The following is a 15,604-nucleotide window of genomic DNA, read 5'->3' as shown; positions in this document are numbered from 1 at the left end:
GTGAGGCGGGGCCGAGAGACTCGATCCGAGGAGACAAGCGAACCGATGGCACCCCTACGTGAACTTCTGCCCATGGCCGGACACGTCCGTGGCAAGCGCAGCCCCGTCACATGTGCACTCAAATGTGACAACGCGTGCACGAAGGCGATCTGCAACACCTCGTCCAACAGCTACTTCCGCGACATCGTCGGGGCACAGCTGTCTCGCCGGGCAGTGCTGGGGGCGTCGGCGGCAGGAGCATTGGCCATCGCAGTCACGACCGCACCGAGCCCGGCCACGCGTGCGGCAGCGGCCGCCGCAGGCACGGGAGGCAGCCTCGACTTCACTGCGATCGACCCGGTCCAGCACGAGGTCGATAAGTTCATCGTCCCCGAGGGGTACTCCTGGCATCCCGTCGTGCGCTGGGGTGACCCTCTGTTCCCGGACGCCCCGCAGTTCGATCCCGAGAACCAGAGCGTCGAGTCACAGCGCCGTCAGTTCGGCTATAACAACGATTTCCTCCAGATCCAGGTCGACGAGGGCGGAGACGGCAACCGGGCTCTCCTGTTCTCGAACCAGGAGTACACGAATGACGCGATTATGTACCCGGACAGCATGGACAAGGCCACCCAGCGTGCCATCAGCCGCGACGCACACGGGCTGACGGTTGCCGAACTGGTCAGGACCAACGAGAAGACACCGTGGAGGGTCGACGTCAACGGTGCAAACAACCGTCGCTTCCTCATCAACACCGAATACGAGTTCACCGGTCCGGCAGCCGGGTCCGATCTGCTCCGGACCAGGGATTATCCCAAGGGCGACAAGGCTCAGGGAACCCTGGGCAACTGCTCTGGCGGACTGACTCCGTGGGGCACGTTGGTCTCCGGCGAGGAGAACTTCAATTCCTACTTCAAGGCACAGGGCACCTCGGCGGCGGACAAACGCTACGGCCTGAGCAACGAAGCCTCCGCGAACGGCTGGGAGGAAGACCTGCAGCGCTTCGACACGAACAACTCCGGCTACGCCAACGAAGCGAACCGATTCGGCTGGATCGTCGAGGTTGACCCGCGTGATCCGGACTCGACCCCGCGCAAGCACACCAACCTGGGGCGTCTCAAGCATGAGGGCGCCAACATCACGATCGCGGACTCGGGCCAGGCCGTCGCCTACATGGGCGATGACGAGAAGTTCGACTACCTCTACAAGTTCGTGTCCAAGGGCAAGTACGTCGAGGGCGACCTGTCCCACAACATGACCCTGCTGACCGAGGGCGACCTGTTCGTCGCGAAGTTCACGGGCAACTCCCCGAAGAACGAGATCGACGGCAGCGGCGATGTGCCGGCCGACGGTGAGTTCGACGGCAGCGGGCAGTGGCTGCCGCTGATCAAGAACGGCAGATCACAGGTCTCGGGCATGGCCATCGACGAGGTGCTGGTCAACACCCGGCTGGCGGCCGACAAGGTCGGTCCGACGAAGATGGACCGCTGCGAAGACGTCGAGCCCAACCCGGTCAATGGGAAGATCTATGTCGCGTGTACGAACAACTCCGACCGTGGTGTGGACGGCAAGGCCGCAGCCGACGAGGCGAACCCGCGCACCGAGAACCGAGACGGACACATCGTTGAACTGACCGAACGCGACGGCGACCACACCGGCACCGAGTTCGACTGGACCCTGCTGCTGGTCTGCGGTGACCCGAAACAGGGTGACACGACCTACTTCTCAGGCTTCCCCGAAGACCAGGTCTCGCCGATCTCCTGCCCCGACAACGTCACCTTCGACTCCGCCGGGAACCTGTGGATCTCCACAGATGGTGCACCAGACGGCATCGGCTACTGCGATGGTCTGTTCAAGGTCACCATCGACGGTGAGCAACGGGGCCGCGTCGAGCAGTTCCTCTCCGTCCCACGTGAAGCCGAGGTCTGCGGGCCACTCGTCCACGACTCATACAACTCGGCGTTCGTGGCCGTCCAGCACCCCGGTGAGGACGGCGAATGGTCAGATCAGCACTCACGGTTCCCCGACTACGTGGATGAGTCGGATGTCGAGAAGGGCGTTGCGGCGGTTCCGCGCCCGACAGTAGTGCAGGTGATCAAGGGCAGCGGCGAAGAGCCCACTGAGGCTCCGACAGAGGACCCGAAGGACACCGACAAGGACACCGACGCCGAAGGCAACGAGGACGGTTCGGCCGACAGCGGCGACGGAAGCTCCTCATCCGAAAGTTCGAAGTCCGGCTCGCACGATGGCGCACAGGACGCTGCCGCGGCGGCCGGAGCGGCGGGTGCAAGTGACGCCGGTTCAAACGGCGGCTCAGGATCAGGGGGTTCGGGAACTGGCGGTTCGGGCGCGAACGGCGGATCCGGCTCCGGAGGCTCGGGTTCCGCTGGTGGCGGTGACCTGCCGCGCACAGGCAACGACAGTACCCTGCCATTACTCGGCGGAGGTGCTGGCCTGCTCGCCGCAGGCAGCGCCATGGCCACTGCCGCGCACATGCGCAGGAAGAAGTCTGGCGAGGGCGTTGAAGACCTTCCCGAGGAGTCGGCGGTGGTCTGATCCGACGGGCCCACCTGAAAAGTAGTCTCCACGACAGGCTCGGGGCGGTCGAAATGCTTCTCGACAAAGTGTCTGTGCGGCGAGTTCAGCACTCCGTCGTCCCACGTAGTCACGGCACAAGTCTATTCTTGCCCGCGCCGAACTGGCATGTTTAGCTGACAGGATGACTGAGACCCTCGCACTCCGCCCGCTGTGTGTCGGCGACGCCGCCGAAATGGCGGTCGTTCTCTCTCATCCTGACCTCTACCGGTACACGGGAGGCGAGCCGCCCAGCGAAGCTGACCTCAATCGGCTCTATGGCATCCAGACGCGCGGTGGGCCTGCCGACCAGTCCGAGGTGTGGCTCAACGACATCGTCATCGTGGGGGACGCGCAGCGAGCTGTCGGATTCGTCCAGGCGACGCTTCCGGCCGATCAGCGATCGGCGGAGATCTCCTGGGTGATCGGGCGCCCGTGGCAGGGCCTTGGGTACGCAAGTCGAGCCGCGCTGCTCCTCATCGACGGCCTGCGTACGCGCGGAGTTGAGCAGGTCATCGCTCATATCCATCCAGATCACGAGGCATCTCAGCGCATCGCCCAAGGCATAGGAATGAAAGCATCCGACGTCGTCGTCGACGGAGAGACCCGGTGGGTCGGGTTCTTCGGATGATTTGAGGGCAGCACACCGAATCGGTGTGCTGCCCTCAATGCTCGCGGCTGTCAACCAGTATGGTCTGCAGCCACTCAGATGGTGACGAGGCCGTTCTTAGCGGTTTCGAAGCTGATCGACATGATGCCGGGGGCGCCGTGTGGTGACGACCAGTCGATGTGGATCTCCGGGATCGGCTTGGGATCCTGGGTTCCCAACCAGTCGCGGAGTCGGTCACGATCCCCGGCAATCTGAAGGGTGTCGATGGCGACGTCGCCATTGGTCTTGTAAGACGAAGGATGCTGAGACGAGTCGGCAGACCACTTGATGAAGAACGGAAGCTGAGGGTCGGCGATGAGCCCCTTGATTCCGATCTGCAGCCACTTGAGTTCCAGACCTGATTCCGGGGTGCGGTTTCCGTCGACGGCTTTGCGTTCGAGACGGGTCTCCACTCCGGCGAGGTCATCGACCGAGACGCACCAGCCCATCCAGCCGCCTCCGAGCTCGGAGCGAGCTCGGACTGCTTGGCCGAAGGGTGTTGACAGCGCGGCTGGGTGCTCCAAGGCTTCTACGACTTCGAGATAATGACCATTCGCGAGAGGGAAGATCAGGTTTCTGGTACCGAATCGAGGATGCACACCACCGTCGTAGGGAACCACACCGAGCTTCTCCGAGATTCTCTCGGCAGTCGCTTTGTACCCGTCTGGTTCGCTGGCGAAGGACACATGATCGAGTTTCATACCTCGACAATCGCATAACCTGGCTCACACTTCTTATTAGGCTCACCTAAACTTTCGGTTCTGCTCGCAGGCGAGGTTCATCCAGGCGAGTGTGCAAACATCTCTTTCATGCGCACCGCAGCAGTGTCAGCACCCGGCACCCCGGCGTGTTCGTCCGGTGGCTGCCGCGCCTGCTAGTCCTGATCGCGGTGCTCATGCTCCTCCAGATCCTCATTCCCTCCGACAGGTGGGTCGGCACGGGACTGTCCTTCCTGTGGGCCTGGGTGGTCCCGGCGAACCCCGTGGACTTCGCGTCCTCGGTCGTTCTCGTCATCCTCGCCGGTGCCCTGAGCATTCGAAAAAGAGCCGCTTGGTGGGTTCTCCTCCTGCTGCTGGTGTTCACTCTCGCAGCCACTGGAGCGGTGGCTGTGGTGCTGGCGCTCGTCAAACCCTCGTTGCTGACGCGGGATCTGGCCACCAGCATGATCGTTCCGGCCCTTGTCCTCATCTGTCTGCTCGTCCATCGCCGTCGCTACACTGCCAAGACCCAGCCGTGGGGCTTCTTCAAAGCGCTCGCAGTTCTGGTCAGCGAAGTGCTTCTCACAGTCCTTGTAGTCTTGGCGGTCCAATTCCTCACCGGTGGGCTCTCCCTGTCCCAAGCGCGGCAGATCATCGCCGAACTCTTCGGATTCCGGGACTACACGGACTCGAGTTGGATGCTCTCGCTGTTCGGCTTCGGGTCGGTTACCAGCATCATCCTCGCCTTCTGGACGATGCTGCGCTCCCAACGCTTCGCCGAGCACATCGACCTCGATGAGGAGCGTGCGATCCGCCAGTCTCTGGCAGATCATTCCAATGACTCTCTCGGCTACTTCAGCACCCGCCGTGACCGTTCGGCCCTATTCGCCGGCGACTTCAGCTTCGCTGACCTACCCGAAGTCCAGCGCGCCGTCGCCAACCTCACGAGGCTCGGCTACACCCTGCGAATCCGTCAGCAGTCTGAGACGCCTGCCGATGAGTTGGCCAGTCTGGCTGCGTTTGCCGATGAGTGGCGCGATGGGGAGACCGAGCGAGGTTTCTCCATGGCGCTCGGTCGCATGGGCGATTCTGCCGATGCCCGCACTCTGCATGTTGAGGCGCTGTTCCCGGCCCACGACGCGAAGCATCCGCCGCCATCCCGGCGCCGAGAACGGGGCACCGAATTCATGATCGCCGGGCTCATGCGTGAAGCTGGTGGCCTCGGAATCGCTGAACTTCGCCGTCTTCCGCACCGCCTTCGAACAGGGCAAGGAACTCGGCGAAGAGGAAGAGATCACGACGCAGACACTGATCGAGTCCATGCAAAACTCCGGCAGGCGCACCGGCGTCGACGTTCGTCCCAGCATGGGTTGGGGCACGCTGCTGCAGGCGATCTACGAGGAGGTCGCGGAATCGTCCACGGTCGCCCCCACCTTCTACACGGACTTCCCCGAGACTTCACCCCTGACCCGACAGCAGAGGAAGGATCCGCTTCTGACAGAGAAGGGGGACCTCATCGTCTTCGGATCAGAACTGGCCACGGCCTGCTCCGAGCTCGTCGATCCCGTCTTCCAACGTAAAAGGCTCCTGGCTGCACTCTCTGGATACGTTCTTGTCTGCAGATGAGATCCGCGAATTCATGGCACATGTGTCCCACTGGGGCATGCTGCGCCAAGTCAGCTCCGCCGATGGGCTCGATCTTGGAGTCTTCGAAGACCAGTACGCGAACATCGAAACCTTGAAGGCGGCCTGCGCGGAATGGCTGAGCTACCGCAGCCAGGCGGCGGAACTGACGGCGCTGAGAGCCCGCACAGTCCCGGTTCGGACTCCCACCTCGGCGCTCTTCGCTCCGCTCTTCCGAACCGGAGACGACTGTCGATCCTGGACCGCGGATTCTCATCCTTGGGCGTCACCCAGATCGAAGACACACGGCATCTGATGATGATCGACCGCCCGGAGGCGATCATCCGGGCGGTCGAGAAATGCAGTGTGTGACGTTACTCAGTGGGAGTCTTTGAAGCGCTTGATCGAAGCCTCGACTTCGGCTTCGGCCTCGGCGCGGCCGACCCAGCTGGAGCCCTTGACGTACTTGCCCGGCTCAAGGTCCTTGTAACGGGTGAAGAAGTGCTCGATCGAGTCTAGGGTGAACTGGTCGACGTCGCCGATGTCCTGGTAGCTCTCCCAGCGAGGATCGCCGGCCGTGACGCCGAGGACCTTGTCGTCGCCGCCGGCCTCGTCTTCCATCTTGAACATGCCGATGGGGCGCACATCGATGAGGACGCCGGGGAAGAGCGGTTCGGGCAGCAGCACGAGAACGTCGAGCGGGTCCCCGTCGTTGCCCAGGGTGTCTTCGAAGAAGCCGTAGTCTGCGGGGTACTGCATCGAGGTGTAGAGGTAGCGGTCGAGCTTGACTCGGCCGGTCTCATGGTCGACCTCGTATTTATTGCGTGATCCGCGCGGGATCTCGATTGTGGCCAAGAGTTCCATAGTGCTCCTTCAAGCTAGGGTTGCATCACTAGAATAGAGCTTACAAGTCCTCACGAACGAACAACCACAACGGTTACGGTGAGGACGACTGCGATGAGGATGAGAGCCAGCGTTTGAACCAGAGTCCTGAGGCGAAGAGGCGCAAGCCCTCGAAGAAGGCTGTCGCGGGCATCACCGCAGGCAGCCTCGCACTGGTGCTGGCCGGAGTCGCGGCCGTCGACGCCTACGATGTCTTTCCCGAACTCCCGGGGATCCTGACCACGGAGCCCGCCATCGAGGTCCAATCCGTCCCCGCACCGAAGGCTCAGGGGCAGGAAGTGCCCGCCCCCGCCTCGGCGCTGGAAGACTCTGCACCCGTGCCGACCAAGGTCGCCGACAAGGTGGACAAGGTTCTCTCCGACGCCAAGGTCAAGGGGTTCGGGATCGAAGTCCGTGACGGGCTCAGCGATGACATCCTCTACGCGAAGAACGAGAACAAACCTCGCACACCGGCCTCGGTGACGAAGGTGCTCACCGCCTCGGCGGCGCTGCTGACGATCGGCGGCGAGAAGCGTCTGAGTACGACTACGAACTTCGACCCATCCACGTCTACGGTGACCCTGGCCGGTGGCGGCGACTCCCTGCTGGGCGCGGGGGAGTCCCAGCCAGGTGCCGTGAACGGCCACGCCGGCCTGACGACGCTGGCGCAGCAGACAGCGGAATCACTGAAGAACGAGAACGTCGCCGAGGTGGCCCTGGACTTGGACACGTCCCGGTACTCGGGCGAGGACTTCAGCCCCGGATGGGAACGTGCCGATATCGCCAAGGGCGTCATCACCCCGATCCAGCCGCTGATGATCGACACCGGTTACGTCGGCAGCACTGACAAGGAATGGCGCGGCCGCAGCGAACACCCGGCCAAGGACGCCTTCGCCGTCTTCTCCAAGGAGCTCAAAGCGGCCGGCATCACGGTCACCGACACCCCGAAGCCCGCCGCGAAGTCAGACGAGGACGCCAAATCTGACGAGGACGCGAAGTCCAGCGAGTTGGCGAGCGTGGAGTCGGCCACGATCTCCGAGATCGTGGAATACGCCCTCGTGCACAGTGACAACGTCGTCGCCGAGGTCCTCGGCAATGAGGTCGCCATCGCCTCGGATCAGCCGGGCAGTCTGGAAGCCGGGCCGAAGGCCGTCTTGGAGGCGCTCTCCGACTCCGTAGACCTGGGCAAGACTCACCTCGAAGACACCTCGGGCCTGTCCTATGACAACCAGATCAGCCCGCACGACCTGACGACCATTCTGCAGGCATCGGTCGTCGCTGACGACTCGCTCTCCAGCCTCATCAGCTACATGCCCGTGGGCGGACTCACCGGTACGCTCACGGACAGATTCACCAAAGATAAGAACGCAGCCGGCACGGTGCACGCGAAGACGGGGACGCTGTCGACTGTGACCTCACTGGCCGGCGGGGTGCTCGACGCCGATGGACGCTATCTCGTCTTCACCCTGCAGATCGACGACGTGGACAAGGACAAGATATTGGAAGCCAGGAAGACCGTGGACGACATCGTGGGAGCACTGGCGAATTGCGGCTGCCTATGATCATCGATGAGAAATTCGCCGCCCGCACAGCCAGGGAACTCGTTCCCGCAGCGCGAGTACCCGACACCGATGAACTCGACGCCCTGGTCGCCGGGCTCAAGGACAATGCTCTGACGGCGCAGGAATTGGTCGTCGACTCGTTCCTCCTCGACCCGGCCCACGCCGACGATGTGCGCACCCGCCTGGGCGCCGGCTCCGTACTCGTGCTCGATCAGATCGGCTGGATCAAAGCCAACGCCCAATCACTCAACGGCATGGTCGACGTGGACTCCCTGCCCGCACCTGTCGGGCCGGGTGCGGCGAAGGCGGCCGCCGTGGAACTGGCAGGCGTGCTCTCGCTGCTGTCCACACGAGTCCTGGGCCAATTCGATCCCTTCGCCGTGGCCTCGGGGCGCCTGATGTTCGTCGCACCCGCCGTCCTGCTGGCCGAAGAAGCCATGAACGTGTCCCCGCGCGACTTCCGCATGTGGGTGGCCCTGCATGAGGCGACGCACCAGGTCCAGTTCGCCACCGCCCCCTGGATGCGCGAGCACATGCGCTCTCTCCTGTCCCAGGTCGTCGCGACCCCGCTCAAGGCGCCTGGCATCAGAGGCCTCGCCGACGCCTTCTCCACGGTGGGCCAGATTGTCAAGGGCGATGCGAGCATGGTCGACCTGATCAGGGACGAAGGTATGCGCAGCGCACTCGACGAGGCCACGGCCATCCTCAGCCTGCTCGAGGGCCACGCGGACGTGGTCATGGATGAAGTCGGCATCGAAGTCATCCCGAGCGTAAGGAAGCTGCGCCGCAAGTTCGAAGCCCGCCGGGACGCTGGCCAGGGCGGGTTCCTGTCGAACCTGCTGGGCATGAATCTCAAACTCGCCCAATACCGCGACGGCGCCGCATTCGTCCGCGCCATCCGCAAGGAAGTCGGCCAGACCGGTTTCTCCGCCATCTATGCCAGCTCGGAGAACCTGCCGAGGAGCCAGGAGATCCACACCCCGAGCCTGTGGCTGGACCGTGTCCACGGCTGAGGCGACCCCACCTCGGCGACCGAGCCTTGACCCGGCCAGCGGGACGATCCGCAACTGTGTTCGTGCGGCGTTGGCCCAGGTGGGGGAGCAGCAGCCGGACGTCATCGTCGCGGTCTCCGGGGGAGCGGACTCAATGGCGCTGCTGCACGCCTGCGCCTTCCTGCACCGACGAGGGGAGCTGGAAGCACGTGCCGTGACTGTTGATCACAGCTTGCAGTCCACTTCCGCCGAGGTGGCCCGCCGGGTCGTCTCCATCGCGGAATCCTGGGGTGTGCCCGCCGAAATCTCCACTGTCACCGTCAATGCTGGTGAGGAGGGACTTGAAGCCGCCGCCCGCGATGCCCGCTACGGCGCACTCGAAACCGCGAGAGTGGCTCACGGCGCAGATTGGGTGCTGACCGCCCACACCCGAAGCGACCAGGCGGAGACGGTGCTGCTGGGCCTGATGCGTGGTTCGGGCACGAGATCCCTGGCCGGAATGGCTCTGCAGACAGGGCAGGTGATCCGCCCCCTCCTCGACGTTGACCGGACCACGACCGTCGCCTCCTGTCGGGCTCAGGGCATCGAGGTCTGGAACGACCCGATGAACACCGACGACTCCTTCGCCAGGGTGCGAGCCCGCACCCTGCTGGCGACCTTGGAGACCGAACTGGGCCAACCCCTCACCGCGAACCTCTCACGCACCGCCGAATTGTGCCGTGCCGATGCCGACTGCCTCGATGATTGGGCTGAGACTCCCGTCGCCACTGTGCGTGGACGCGCCGAGGTGCCGTTGACAGAACTGGCGGGACTGGAAGATGCGATCCTCTCCCGAGTCGTGCGCGAATGGTTGATCTCCCTGGATGTGCCGGCACAGAGTTTCGGGGCCGCCCGCGTCAGCGAACTGTGCGCCCTGATCCGCGAACCGGGGACTACGGGTCGCGCACACGCTCGTCTGTCACTGCCCGGCGACACCGAAGTCATCATCACTGCGCAGTCGCTGCGCTTCCGACGCGACGCAAAGACCAGCTGACTTCGGCACCCGGTCGGTCGATTCAGCGCCGGTCAGTGGGCTCAGCGTCCGCTGTCGACCAGGTGACCGGCGGAGGCCACGAGCTCTCCGTTCTTGAAGACATCACGATCGGCAGGACAGTCCATGATCGCCGAGGTGACCGTATCGGCGGCGAGCAACATGAAATCCGCCGGTGCACCGATGCCGAGACCGAAACGAGCATCATCGACCAGAGCGGTTGCGTCCGGTCGCGCGCCAGCCATCACCTGCGCCCCACCGCGGGAGGCGATGTCCAGGCAGGTCTCGATGTCCTCATCGCGGCGAAGCCCATTCGTGAACGCCAGCTGCCAGGTCCGGCGCAGCAGGTCACCGTCGCCGTAGGGACTCCAATAGTCGCGCTGACCGTCTTCGCCGAGGCCCAGCGCCACCCGATTCTCACGCAGGCCCCGCTGCGGCAGGACACCGTTCTGTGGTGCCACGGTCGTCAGTGAGATGCCCGCCTCGGCGAGGAGCTCGACGATCCGTTCGACCTCCGGCGTAGGATTCGAGCTCAGGGCGAAGGCATGGGAGATCGTCACCTGCCCCTGCAGGCCGAGAGCCTTCGTGCGGTGAGCGATCTCTTCGACCGTGAACACACCTGCACTTCCGCGCTCATGGAGATGGATGTCGATGCCCTTCCCGTGCTTCTCTGCAAGACCGAAGACGACATTGAGATGCGCGACCGGATCACGGTCGTATTGGAGCGGATCAAGTCCGCCGACCAAGTCAGCACCCTCGTTCAACGCCGCATCGAGCAGGTCTCGCACACCCTTTTCGTGCACGATGCCGGCTTGCGGGAAGGCCACGATCTGAGAGTCGAGGACCGTGGAACGATCGGCCAGAGCATCCCGGACGCCGAGGAAGCGCTCCAGGCCGCAGTCGGCGTCGATCTGGGTGTGCGAGCGGATGCGGGTGCCTCCCGAGGAGACGATCTTTGCGATCACGTAGTCCGCCTGGTCACGGACGCTGCGCTCGCCTGACCGCCAGTTCTCCCGATCGTTCATGATGAAGCCGTGCAGTGTTCCGTCTGCCGTGTGGGGACGGAATGTCTGGCCCATGCGATTCGAATCGAGGTGGGCATGAACGTCGCCGAGGCTGGGCAGCAGTGCTCGTCCTGCCCCCTCGATGACGTCGCCCTCAGCGTCGGTGCGGTTAATCGCCTCCGCCGATGCACTCGGCGTGAAGGAGACGAAGCGACCGTTCTCGATCTCGACATCAACCGCCCCCGCATCGGCGGTACGGGGAAAGAGGCGAACATTTCTCAGAGTGGTCATCATCATCCTTCATCGTCGACAGGGCGCCTGGACCTCAAATGGTATACCGTGATGCGGCTCGGAAAGGGGGGCCATGGTCCGAGCCTGTACATCGTCTGAAAGGATGACCCAATGACCCCTCAGCCTGAACACGGCCATCGTACTGGTCGAGGACTCGATGTGCTGGCGCTTGCGTGCCTCATCCTCATCGCCTGCTCGCTGCGACCGGCCGCATCGTCGCTGGGCCCCGTCCTCTCCGAAGTCCAGGGTGCATTCACCTTGGTCGAATGGCAGACGGGCCTGCTCACAGCACTTCCCGGACTGATCTTCGCGATCTGCGGGTTCATCGCCGTCCCCGTGCTCAAGAAGATCGGGCTCTTCAACTCACTGCTGATGACCTGCGTGCTGATCACCGCGGGTGTCGGTGCCCGGGTGCTCGTCGACGGCTGGGTCGCCTTCGCCGGACTGACCGTCGTGGCCCTGGCCGGAATGTCGATCGGAAACGTCATTCTGCCGGTCTACGTCAAGGCACGCTTCCCGTATCGAGCCAACCTCGGCGCTACGGCCTTCACAGTGTCCCTGGGGATGGGCTCGATGTTCCCCGCGTTCCTCACCGCACCCGTCGCCAGTCACTTCGACAACTGGCGCGTGGGACTGGGCATGTGGGCGCTCGTGCCGGCATGTGCACTGGTCACCTGGATCATCCTCAAGCTCGCCCGATCCGTACCCAACTTGGATCAGTCCGAGCAGGACACGCACGAGGTGGCCCCACCTCGGCGACACATCTTCACCTCGGCCAAGGCCAGGTACATGGCGATGTTCTTCGGTCTGCAGTCGGTCAACGCCTACGTCCAGTTCGGGTGGCTGCCGCAGATCTACCGTGATGCGGGACTCGACCCGGTTCTCGCCGGAATCATGCTCACGGTCGTCACCTTCGGCGGAATCCCCGGCGGCTTCCTCGCCCCGCAGATCATCATGCGCAACATCCTGCCGCGCTTCTTCCTCGTCAGCTTCTCCGTCAGTGCCGTGGGCGGCTACCTCGGGCTGCTCCTCATGCCCACAACTGTGCCGGTGCTGTGGGCCATCCTCCTGGGCTACGGTGGTTTCGCCTTCCCGGCTGCGCTCGCCCTCATCACGGGCCGCACGCACGCCGTGTCGATCACCGCCCGAACCTCCGCATTCGTGCAGTCCAGCGGCTATGTGCTGGCCGCGATCGGACCCTTGGCAGTCGGGGGACTCCTCGGACTCAGCGGCGGCTGGTCGGTTCCGTTGTGGTTCATGATCGGTGTGGCAGTGCTCATGGGCGTGACCGGATACCTGGCCGCAGCCCCGGGCACGGTCGACGATGATCTGGCCACATCGGACCGCCATGGTGGCAACACAGATCTCCACAGCGGCACGACAGACCTCCGTGGTGGCACGCCAGGGCAGAAGTGAATCATAATGGAGACACACCCCACCCCAAGCGAGGAGAAACGACTTCAGTGGACATCAACGATCTCGGCAATGACATCGAAAAGGTACTCGTCTCGGAAGAACAGATAGCCGCACGACTCGTTGAACTGGCGACCGCCATCGATGAAGACTACAAGGGCAAGGATATTCTGCTCGTCGGTGTCCTCAAGGGCGCTGTCATGGTCATGGCAGATCTGGCTCGCGCGCTCCATTCGCCGGTCACCATGGACTGGATGGCCGTCTCCTCCTACGGTTCGGGCACCAAATCCTCCGGTGTCGTGCGCATCCTCAAAGACCTCGACACGGACCTCTCTGATCGTCACGTGCTCATCGTCGAGGACATCATCGACTCCGGTCTGACCCTGTCCTGGCTGGTCCAGAACCTGCGTTCGCGTGGAGCGGCGACCGTTGAGATCTGCACGATGCTGCGCAAGCCCGAGGCGGTCAAGGTCGACATCGACGTCAAGTACATCGGCTTCGACGTTCCCAACGAATTCGTCATCGGCTACGGACTGGACTACGCGGAGAAATACCGCAACGTTCCGTTCGTCGCCACCCTGGCTCAGCACGTCTACAGCTGAGCATTGCGCATGAGCGTTCCGCGCATTGACTGAGTGCTTGTGGCACCGGGGAACAAAACCGGGTGCATTCGAGCTATGTCACTGCGAGGTATTAGGCTGTGGGGGATGTTCCCAGGCAGCCTCGGTAGCCTGAACAGGTTGCCCACATCTTTTTCCTGAGAGGACTTATGGCCGAGTCGAATAAGCGTCGCCCACTGCTCAATAAGGCGACGAAAGGCCCTTTGGTCTGGATCGTGTTGGCACTCCTCGTAGTGTCCATCGGAGCTCTGCTCTTCAGTCGAGTCGGATTCAGCCAGATTGACACCGAGCAAGGTCTCAAACTGCTCCAAGACGACAAGGTCGAACAGGCTAAGATCGTCGACAAGGACCAGCGCGTCGATCTGACCTTGAAAGACGACCTCAAGATCGAGGACAAGGACTTCGGCAAGAAGGTTCAGTTCTTCTACGTGGAGCAGCGTGGAGAACAGATCGTCAAGGCCGTGGATTCGGCCGAGCCCAGCAAGGGATACACCGACGAGGTGCCCAAGCAGAGCTGGCTGATGTCCCTGCTGGGGACCCTCATCCCATTCGTGATCATCTTCGTCGTCTTCTGGTTCCTCATCTCGCAGATGTCGGGCGGGAAGATGATGAACTTCGGCAAATCGAAGGCGAAGCTGGTCAACAAGGAAAATCCTGACATCACGTTCAAGGACGTCGCCGGAGTCGATGAGGCTCTCGAGGAACTCGAAGAGATCAAGGAGTTCCTGGCCGAACCCGAGAAGTTCAAGGCCGTGGGAGCCAAGATCCCCAAGGGCGTCCTCCTCTACGGTCAGCCCGGTACCGGCAAGACCCTGCTGGCGAAGGCCGTAGCCGGTGAGGCTGGCGTTCCCTTCTACTCGATCTCCGGCTCGGACTTCGTTGAGATGTACGTCGGTGTCGGCGCCTCCCGTGTGCGTGACCTGTTCGAACAGGCCAAAACGAACGCACCCTGCATCATCTTCATCGATGAGATCGACGCCGTCGGACGCCAGCGCGGAGCAGGCATGGGCGGTGGCCATGATGAGCGCGAACAGACGCTCAACCAGCTGCTCGTCGAAATGGATGGCTTCGATGTGAAGACCAACGTCATCCTGATCGCCGCTACGAACCGTCCCGACGTGCTCGACCCGGCACTGCTGCGCCCCGGTCGCTTCGACCGTCAGATCCCCGTCGAGGCCCCAGACATGAAGGGCCGTCAGCACATCCTCGAAGTCCACTCCGAAGGCAAGCCCCTGGCCGAGGACGTCGATCTGGCGCAGATCGCGAAACGCACCCCGGGATTCTCGGGTGCCGACCTGGCCAACGTCCTCAACGAGGCAGCACTGCTGACCGCGCGTGAGAACTCGAAGGTCATCGACAACCACATCCTCGACGAGGCGATCGACCGAGTCATCGCCGGACCGCAGAAGCGGACCCGCCTGATGAACGACAAGGAACGCCTCATCACCGCCTACCACGAGGGCGGACACGCGCTTGTTGCCGCAGCGATGAACCAGACCGACCCGGTCACCAAGGTCACCATCCTGCCCCGCGGCCGAGCCCTGGGCTACACCATGGTCCTACCGAGTGAGGACAAATACTCCACCACACGCAACGAACTGCTCGACCAGCTCGCCTACGCCATGGGCGGTCGTGTGGCCGAGGAAGTCGTCTTCCACGACCCCACGACGGGTGCCAGCAACGACATCGAAAAGGCGACGAACATCGCCCGGAAGATGGTCACCCAGTACGGCATGAGCGACAAACTGGGCATGGTCAAGATCGGCGACGATCAGGGCGAGCCATTCGCCGGGCGCGGCTACGGCGGCGGAGACGAGTACGGCGATGCGACGCTGTCCTCGATCGACCGTGAGGTCCGAGAGATCATCGACGCCGCCCATGCAGACGCCTACTGGGCGCTCACGCACAACCGCGACGTCCTCGACGACCTCGCCTACCAGCTGCTTGAGCGGGAGACTCTCGATCAGGCGGCACTGGCAGAGATCTTCATTCCCATCGTCAAGCGCCCCACCCGCGATGTGTGGCTGGCCAACGATGAACGTCCGGTTTCCGAACGTGGCCCGATCGTCCCGCCTGCTCCCTTGAGCGGGGATCGCAACGGTCAGGGCAACGGCAGCTCTGAGGCCGACACCACGGACGTCCCGGGCGCCGGACCCACGGGGGTGAACGGACCTCATGTTCCCCATAACCCAACGGGACCGATCAATCCCAATGATCCGACCGGCTCAACAGGACCAACCGGCCCGACCGGACCACACAATTCCGAAGGCAGCGGAGAGAACGGCTAGTG

13 protein-coding genes and 1 pseudogene are annotated in these 15,604 nt (G+C 63.3%); 11 read left to right on the top strand and 3 right to left on the bottom strand.

The annotated features are described in order from the left end of the window. Window positions 1–45 precede the first annotated feature (45 nt). Window positions 46–2,532, top strand: coding sequence for a PhoX family protein (locus tag INT40_RS06205; protein ID WP_193095743.1), 2,487 nt, complete (start codon window positions 46–48; stop codon window positions 2,530–2,532). A gap of 163 nt (window positions 2,533–2,695) precedes the next feature. Beyond that, a complete protein-coding gene (locus INT40_RS06200) occupies window positions 2,696–3,181 on the top strand; it encodes a GNAT family N-acetyltransferase (protein ID WP_193095742.1) in 486 nt (161 codons plus the stop codon). A 74-nt stretch (window positions 3,182–3,255) separates the two neighbouring features. On the opposite strand, the gene INT40_RS06195 is transcribed toward INT40_RS06200, so the two are convergent. Further along, complete coding sequence (locus INT40_RS06195) at window positions 3,256–3,900, bottom strand: VOC family protein (RefSeq protein ID WP_193095741.1); 645 nt, start codon at window positions 3,898–3,900, stop codon at window positions 3,256–3,258. A gap of 89 nt (window positions 3,901–3,989) precedes the next feature. Between INT40_RS06195 and INT40_RS21160 the strand changes: the two are divergent. From INT40_RS21160 to INT40_RS06185, 3 genes and pseudogenes are all read left to right on the top strand, one after another. Continuing rightward, window positions 3,990–5,000, top strand: a pseudogene (locus INT40_RS21160) (phosphatidylglycerol lysyltransferase domain-containing protein); the annotation flags it as partial. Between the two features lie 217 nt (window positions 5,001–5,217). Further along, complete coding sequence (locus tag INT40_RS21325; protein WP_413463551.1) at window positions 5,218–5,523, top strand: amino acid--tRNA ligase-related protein; 306 nt, start codon at window positions 5,218–5,220, stop codon at window positions 5,521–5,523. Beyond that, a complete protein-coding gene (locus INT40_RS06185) occupies window positions 5,510–5,836 on the top strand; it encodes a hypothetical protein (RefSeq protein WP_193095739.1) in 327 nt (108 codons plus the stop codon). Before INT40_RS21325 ends, INT40_RS06185 begins: the two co-directional genes overlap by 14 nt. Before the next feature lie 62 nt (window positions 5,837–5,898). Here the strand turns inward: INT40_RS06185 and INT40_RS06180 are convergent, their stop codons facing one another. Continuing rightward, window positions 5,899–6,384: an inorganic diphosphatase gene (locus INT40_RS06180; protein ID WP_101570621.1), complete on the bottom strand. Its 486-nt coding sequence runs from the start codon at window positions 6,382–6,384 to the stop codon at window positions 5,899–5,901. A 113-nt stretch (window positions 6,385–6,497) separates the two neighbouring features. On the opposite strand from INT40_RS06180, the gene dacB reads away from it, so the two are divergent. From dacB to tilS, 3 genes are read left to right on the top strand one after another with little or no spacing between them, the layout of a single operon-like run. After that, window positions 6,498–7,964, top strand: coding sequence for a D-alanyl-D-alanine carboxypeptidase/D-alanyl-D-alanine-endopeptidase (gene dacB, locus INT40_RS06175; protein WP_193095738.1), 1,467 nt, complete (start codon window positions 6,498–6,500; stop codon window positions 7,962–7,964). Next, window positions 7,961–8,977, top strand: a complete 1,017-nt coding sequence (locus INT40_RS06170) for a zinc-dependent metalloprotease (protein ID WP_193072257.1) — start codon at window positions 7,961–7,963, stop codon at window positions 8,975–8,977. Before dacB ends, INT40_RS06170 begins: the two co-directional genes overlap by 4 nt. Further along, window positions 8,964–9,989: a tRNA lysidine(34) synthetase TilS gene (tilS, locus tag INT40_RS06165; protein WP_319020920.1), complete on the top strand. Its 1,026-nt coding sequence runs from the start codon at window positions 8,964–8,966 to the stop codon at window positions 9,987–9,989. Before INT40_RS06170 ends, tilS begins: the two co-directional genes overlap by 14 nt. 41 nt (window positions 9,990–10,030) lie before the next feature. On the opposite strand, the gene INT40_RS06160 is transcribed toward tilS, so the two are convergent. Next, a complete protein-coding gene (locus INT40_RS06160; RefSeq protein ID WP_193072251.1) occupies window positions 10,031–11,281 on the bottom strand; it encodes an amidohydrolase family protein in 1,251 nt (416 codons plus the stop codon). 111 nt (window positions 11,282–11,392) lie between these two features. Here INT40_RS06160 and INT40_RS06155 point away from each other — a divergent pair, with 111 nt between their 5' ends. From INT40_RS06155 to ftsH, 3 genes are all read left to right on the top strand, one after another. After that, on the top strand, window positions 11,393–12,697 hold the full coding sequence (locus INT40_RS06155) for a CynX/NimT family MFS transporter (protein ID WP_193095737.1): 1,305 nt from the start codon (window positions 11,393–11,395) through the stop codon (window positions 12,695–12,697). Between the two features lie 47 nt (window positions 12,698–12,744). Then, on the top strand, window positions 12,745–13,296 hold the full coding sequence (hpt, locus tag INT40_RS06150) for a hypoxanthine phosphoribosyltransferase (protein WP_101570611.1): 552 nt from the start codon (window positions 12,745–12,747) through the stop codon (window positions 13,294–13,296). 167 nt (window positions 13,297–13,463) lie between these two features. Further along, window positions 13,464–15,602 carry an ATP-dependent zinc metalloprotease FtsH gene (gene ftsH, locus INT40_RS06145; protein WP_193072248.1) on the top strand — a complete coding sequence of 713 codons (2,139 nt, stop codon included), beginning with the start codon at window positions 13,464–13,466 and terminating at the stop codon, window positions 15,600–15,602. Window positions 15,603–15,604 lie beyond the last annotated feature (2 nt).

It is taken from the genome of Brevibacterium sp. FME17, assembly GCF_014897515.1.
Classification (GTDB): domain Bacteria; phylum Actinomycetota; class Actinomycetes; order Actinomycetales; family Brevibacteriaceae; genus Brevibacterium.
Note: the sequence above shows the minus strand (reverse complement) of the source record. Positions and strands in the feature narration are given on the sequence as shown.

Bases quoted from the DNA above. Each gene is read 5' to 3' on its own strand.
- INT40_RS06205 (WP_193095743.1), top strand. From the start codon at position 46: ATGGCACCCCTACGTGAACTTCTGCCCATGGCCGGACACGTCCGTGGC.
- INT40_RS06200 (WP_193095742.1), top strand. From the start codon at position 2,696: ATGACTGAGACCCTCGCACTCCGCCCGCTGTGTGTCGGCGACGCCGCC.
- INT40_RS06195 (WP_193095741.1), bottom strand. From the start codon at position 3,900: ATGAAACTCGATCATGTGTCCTTCGCCAGCGAACCAGACGGGTACAAA.
- INT40_RS21325 (WP_413463551.1), top strand. From the start codon at position 5,218: ATGCAAAACTCCGGCAGGCGCACCGGCGTCGACGTTCGTCCCAGCATG.
- INT40_RS06180 (WP_101570621.1), bottom strand. From the start codon at position 6,384: ATGGAACTCTTGGCCACAATCGAGATCCCGCGCGGATCACGCAATAAA.
- INT40_RS06170 (WP_193072257.1), top strand. From the start codon at position 7,961: ATGATCATCGATGAGAAATTCGCCGCCCGCACAGCCAGGGAACTCGTT.
- INT40_RS06160 (WP_193072251.1), bottom strand. From the start codon at position 11,281: ATGACCACTCTGAGAAATGTTCGCCTCTTTCCCCGTACCGCCGATGCG.
- INT40_RS06155 (WP_193095737.1), top strand. From the start codon at position 11,393: ATGACCCCTCAGCCTGAACACGGCCATCGTACTGGTCGAGGACTCGAT.
- ftsH (WP_193072248.1), top strand. From the start codon at position 13,464: ATGGCCGAGTCGAATAAGCGTCGCCCACTGCTCAATAAGGCGACGAAA.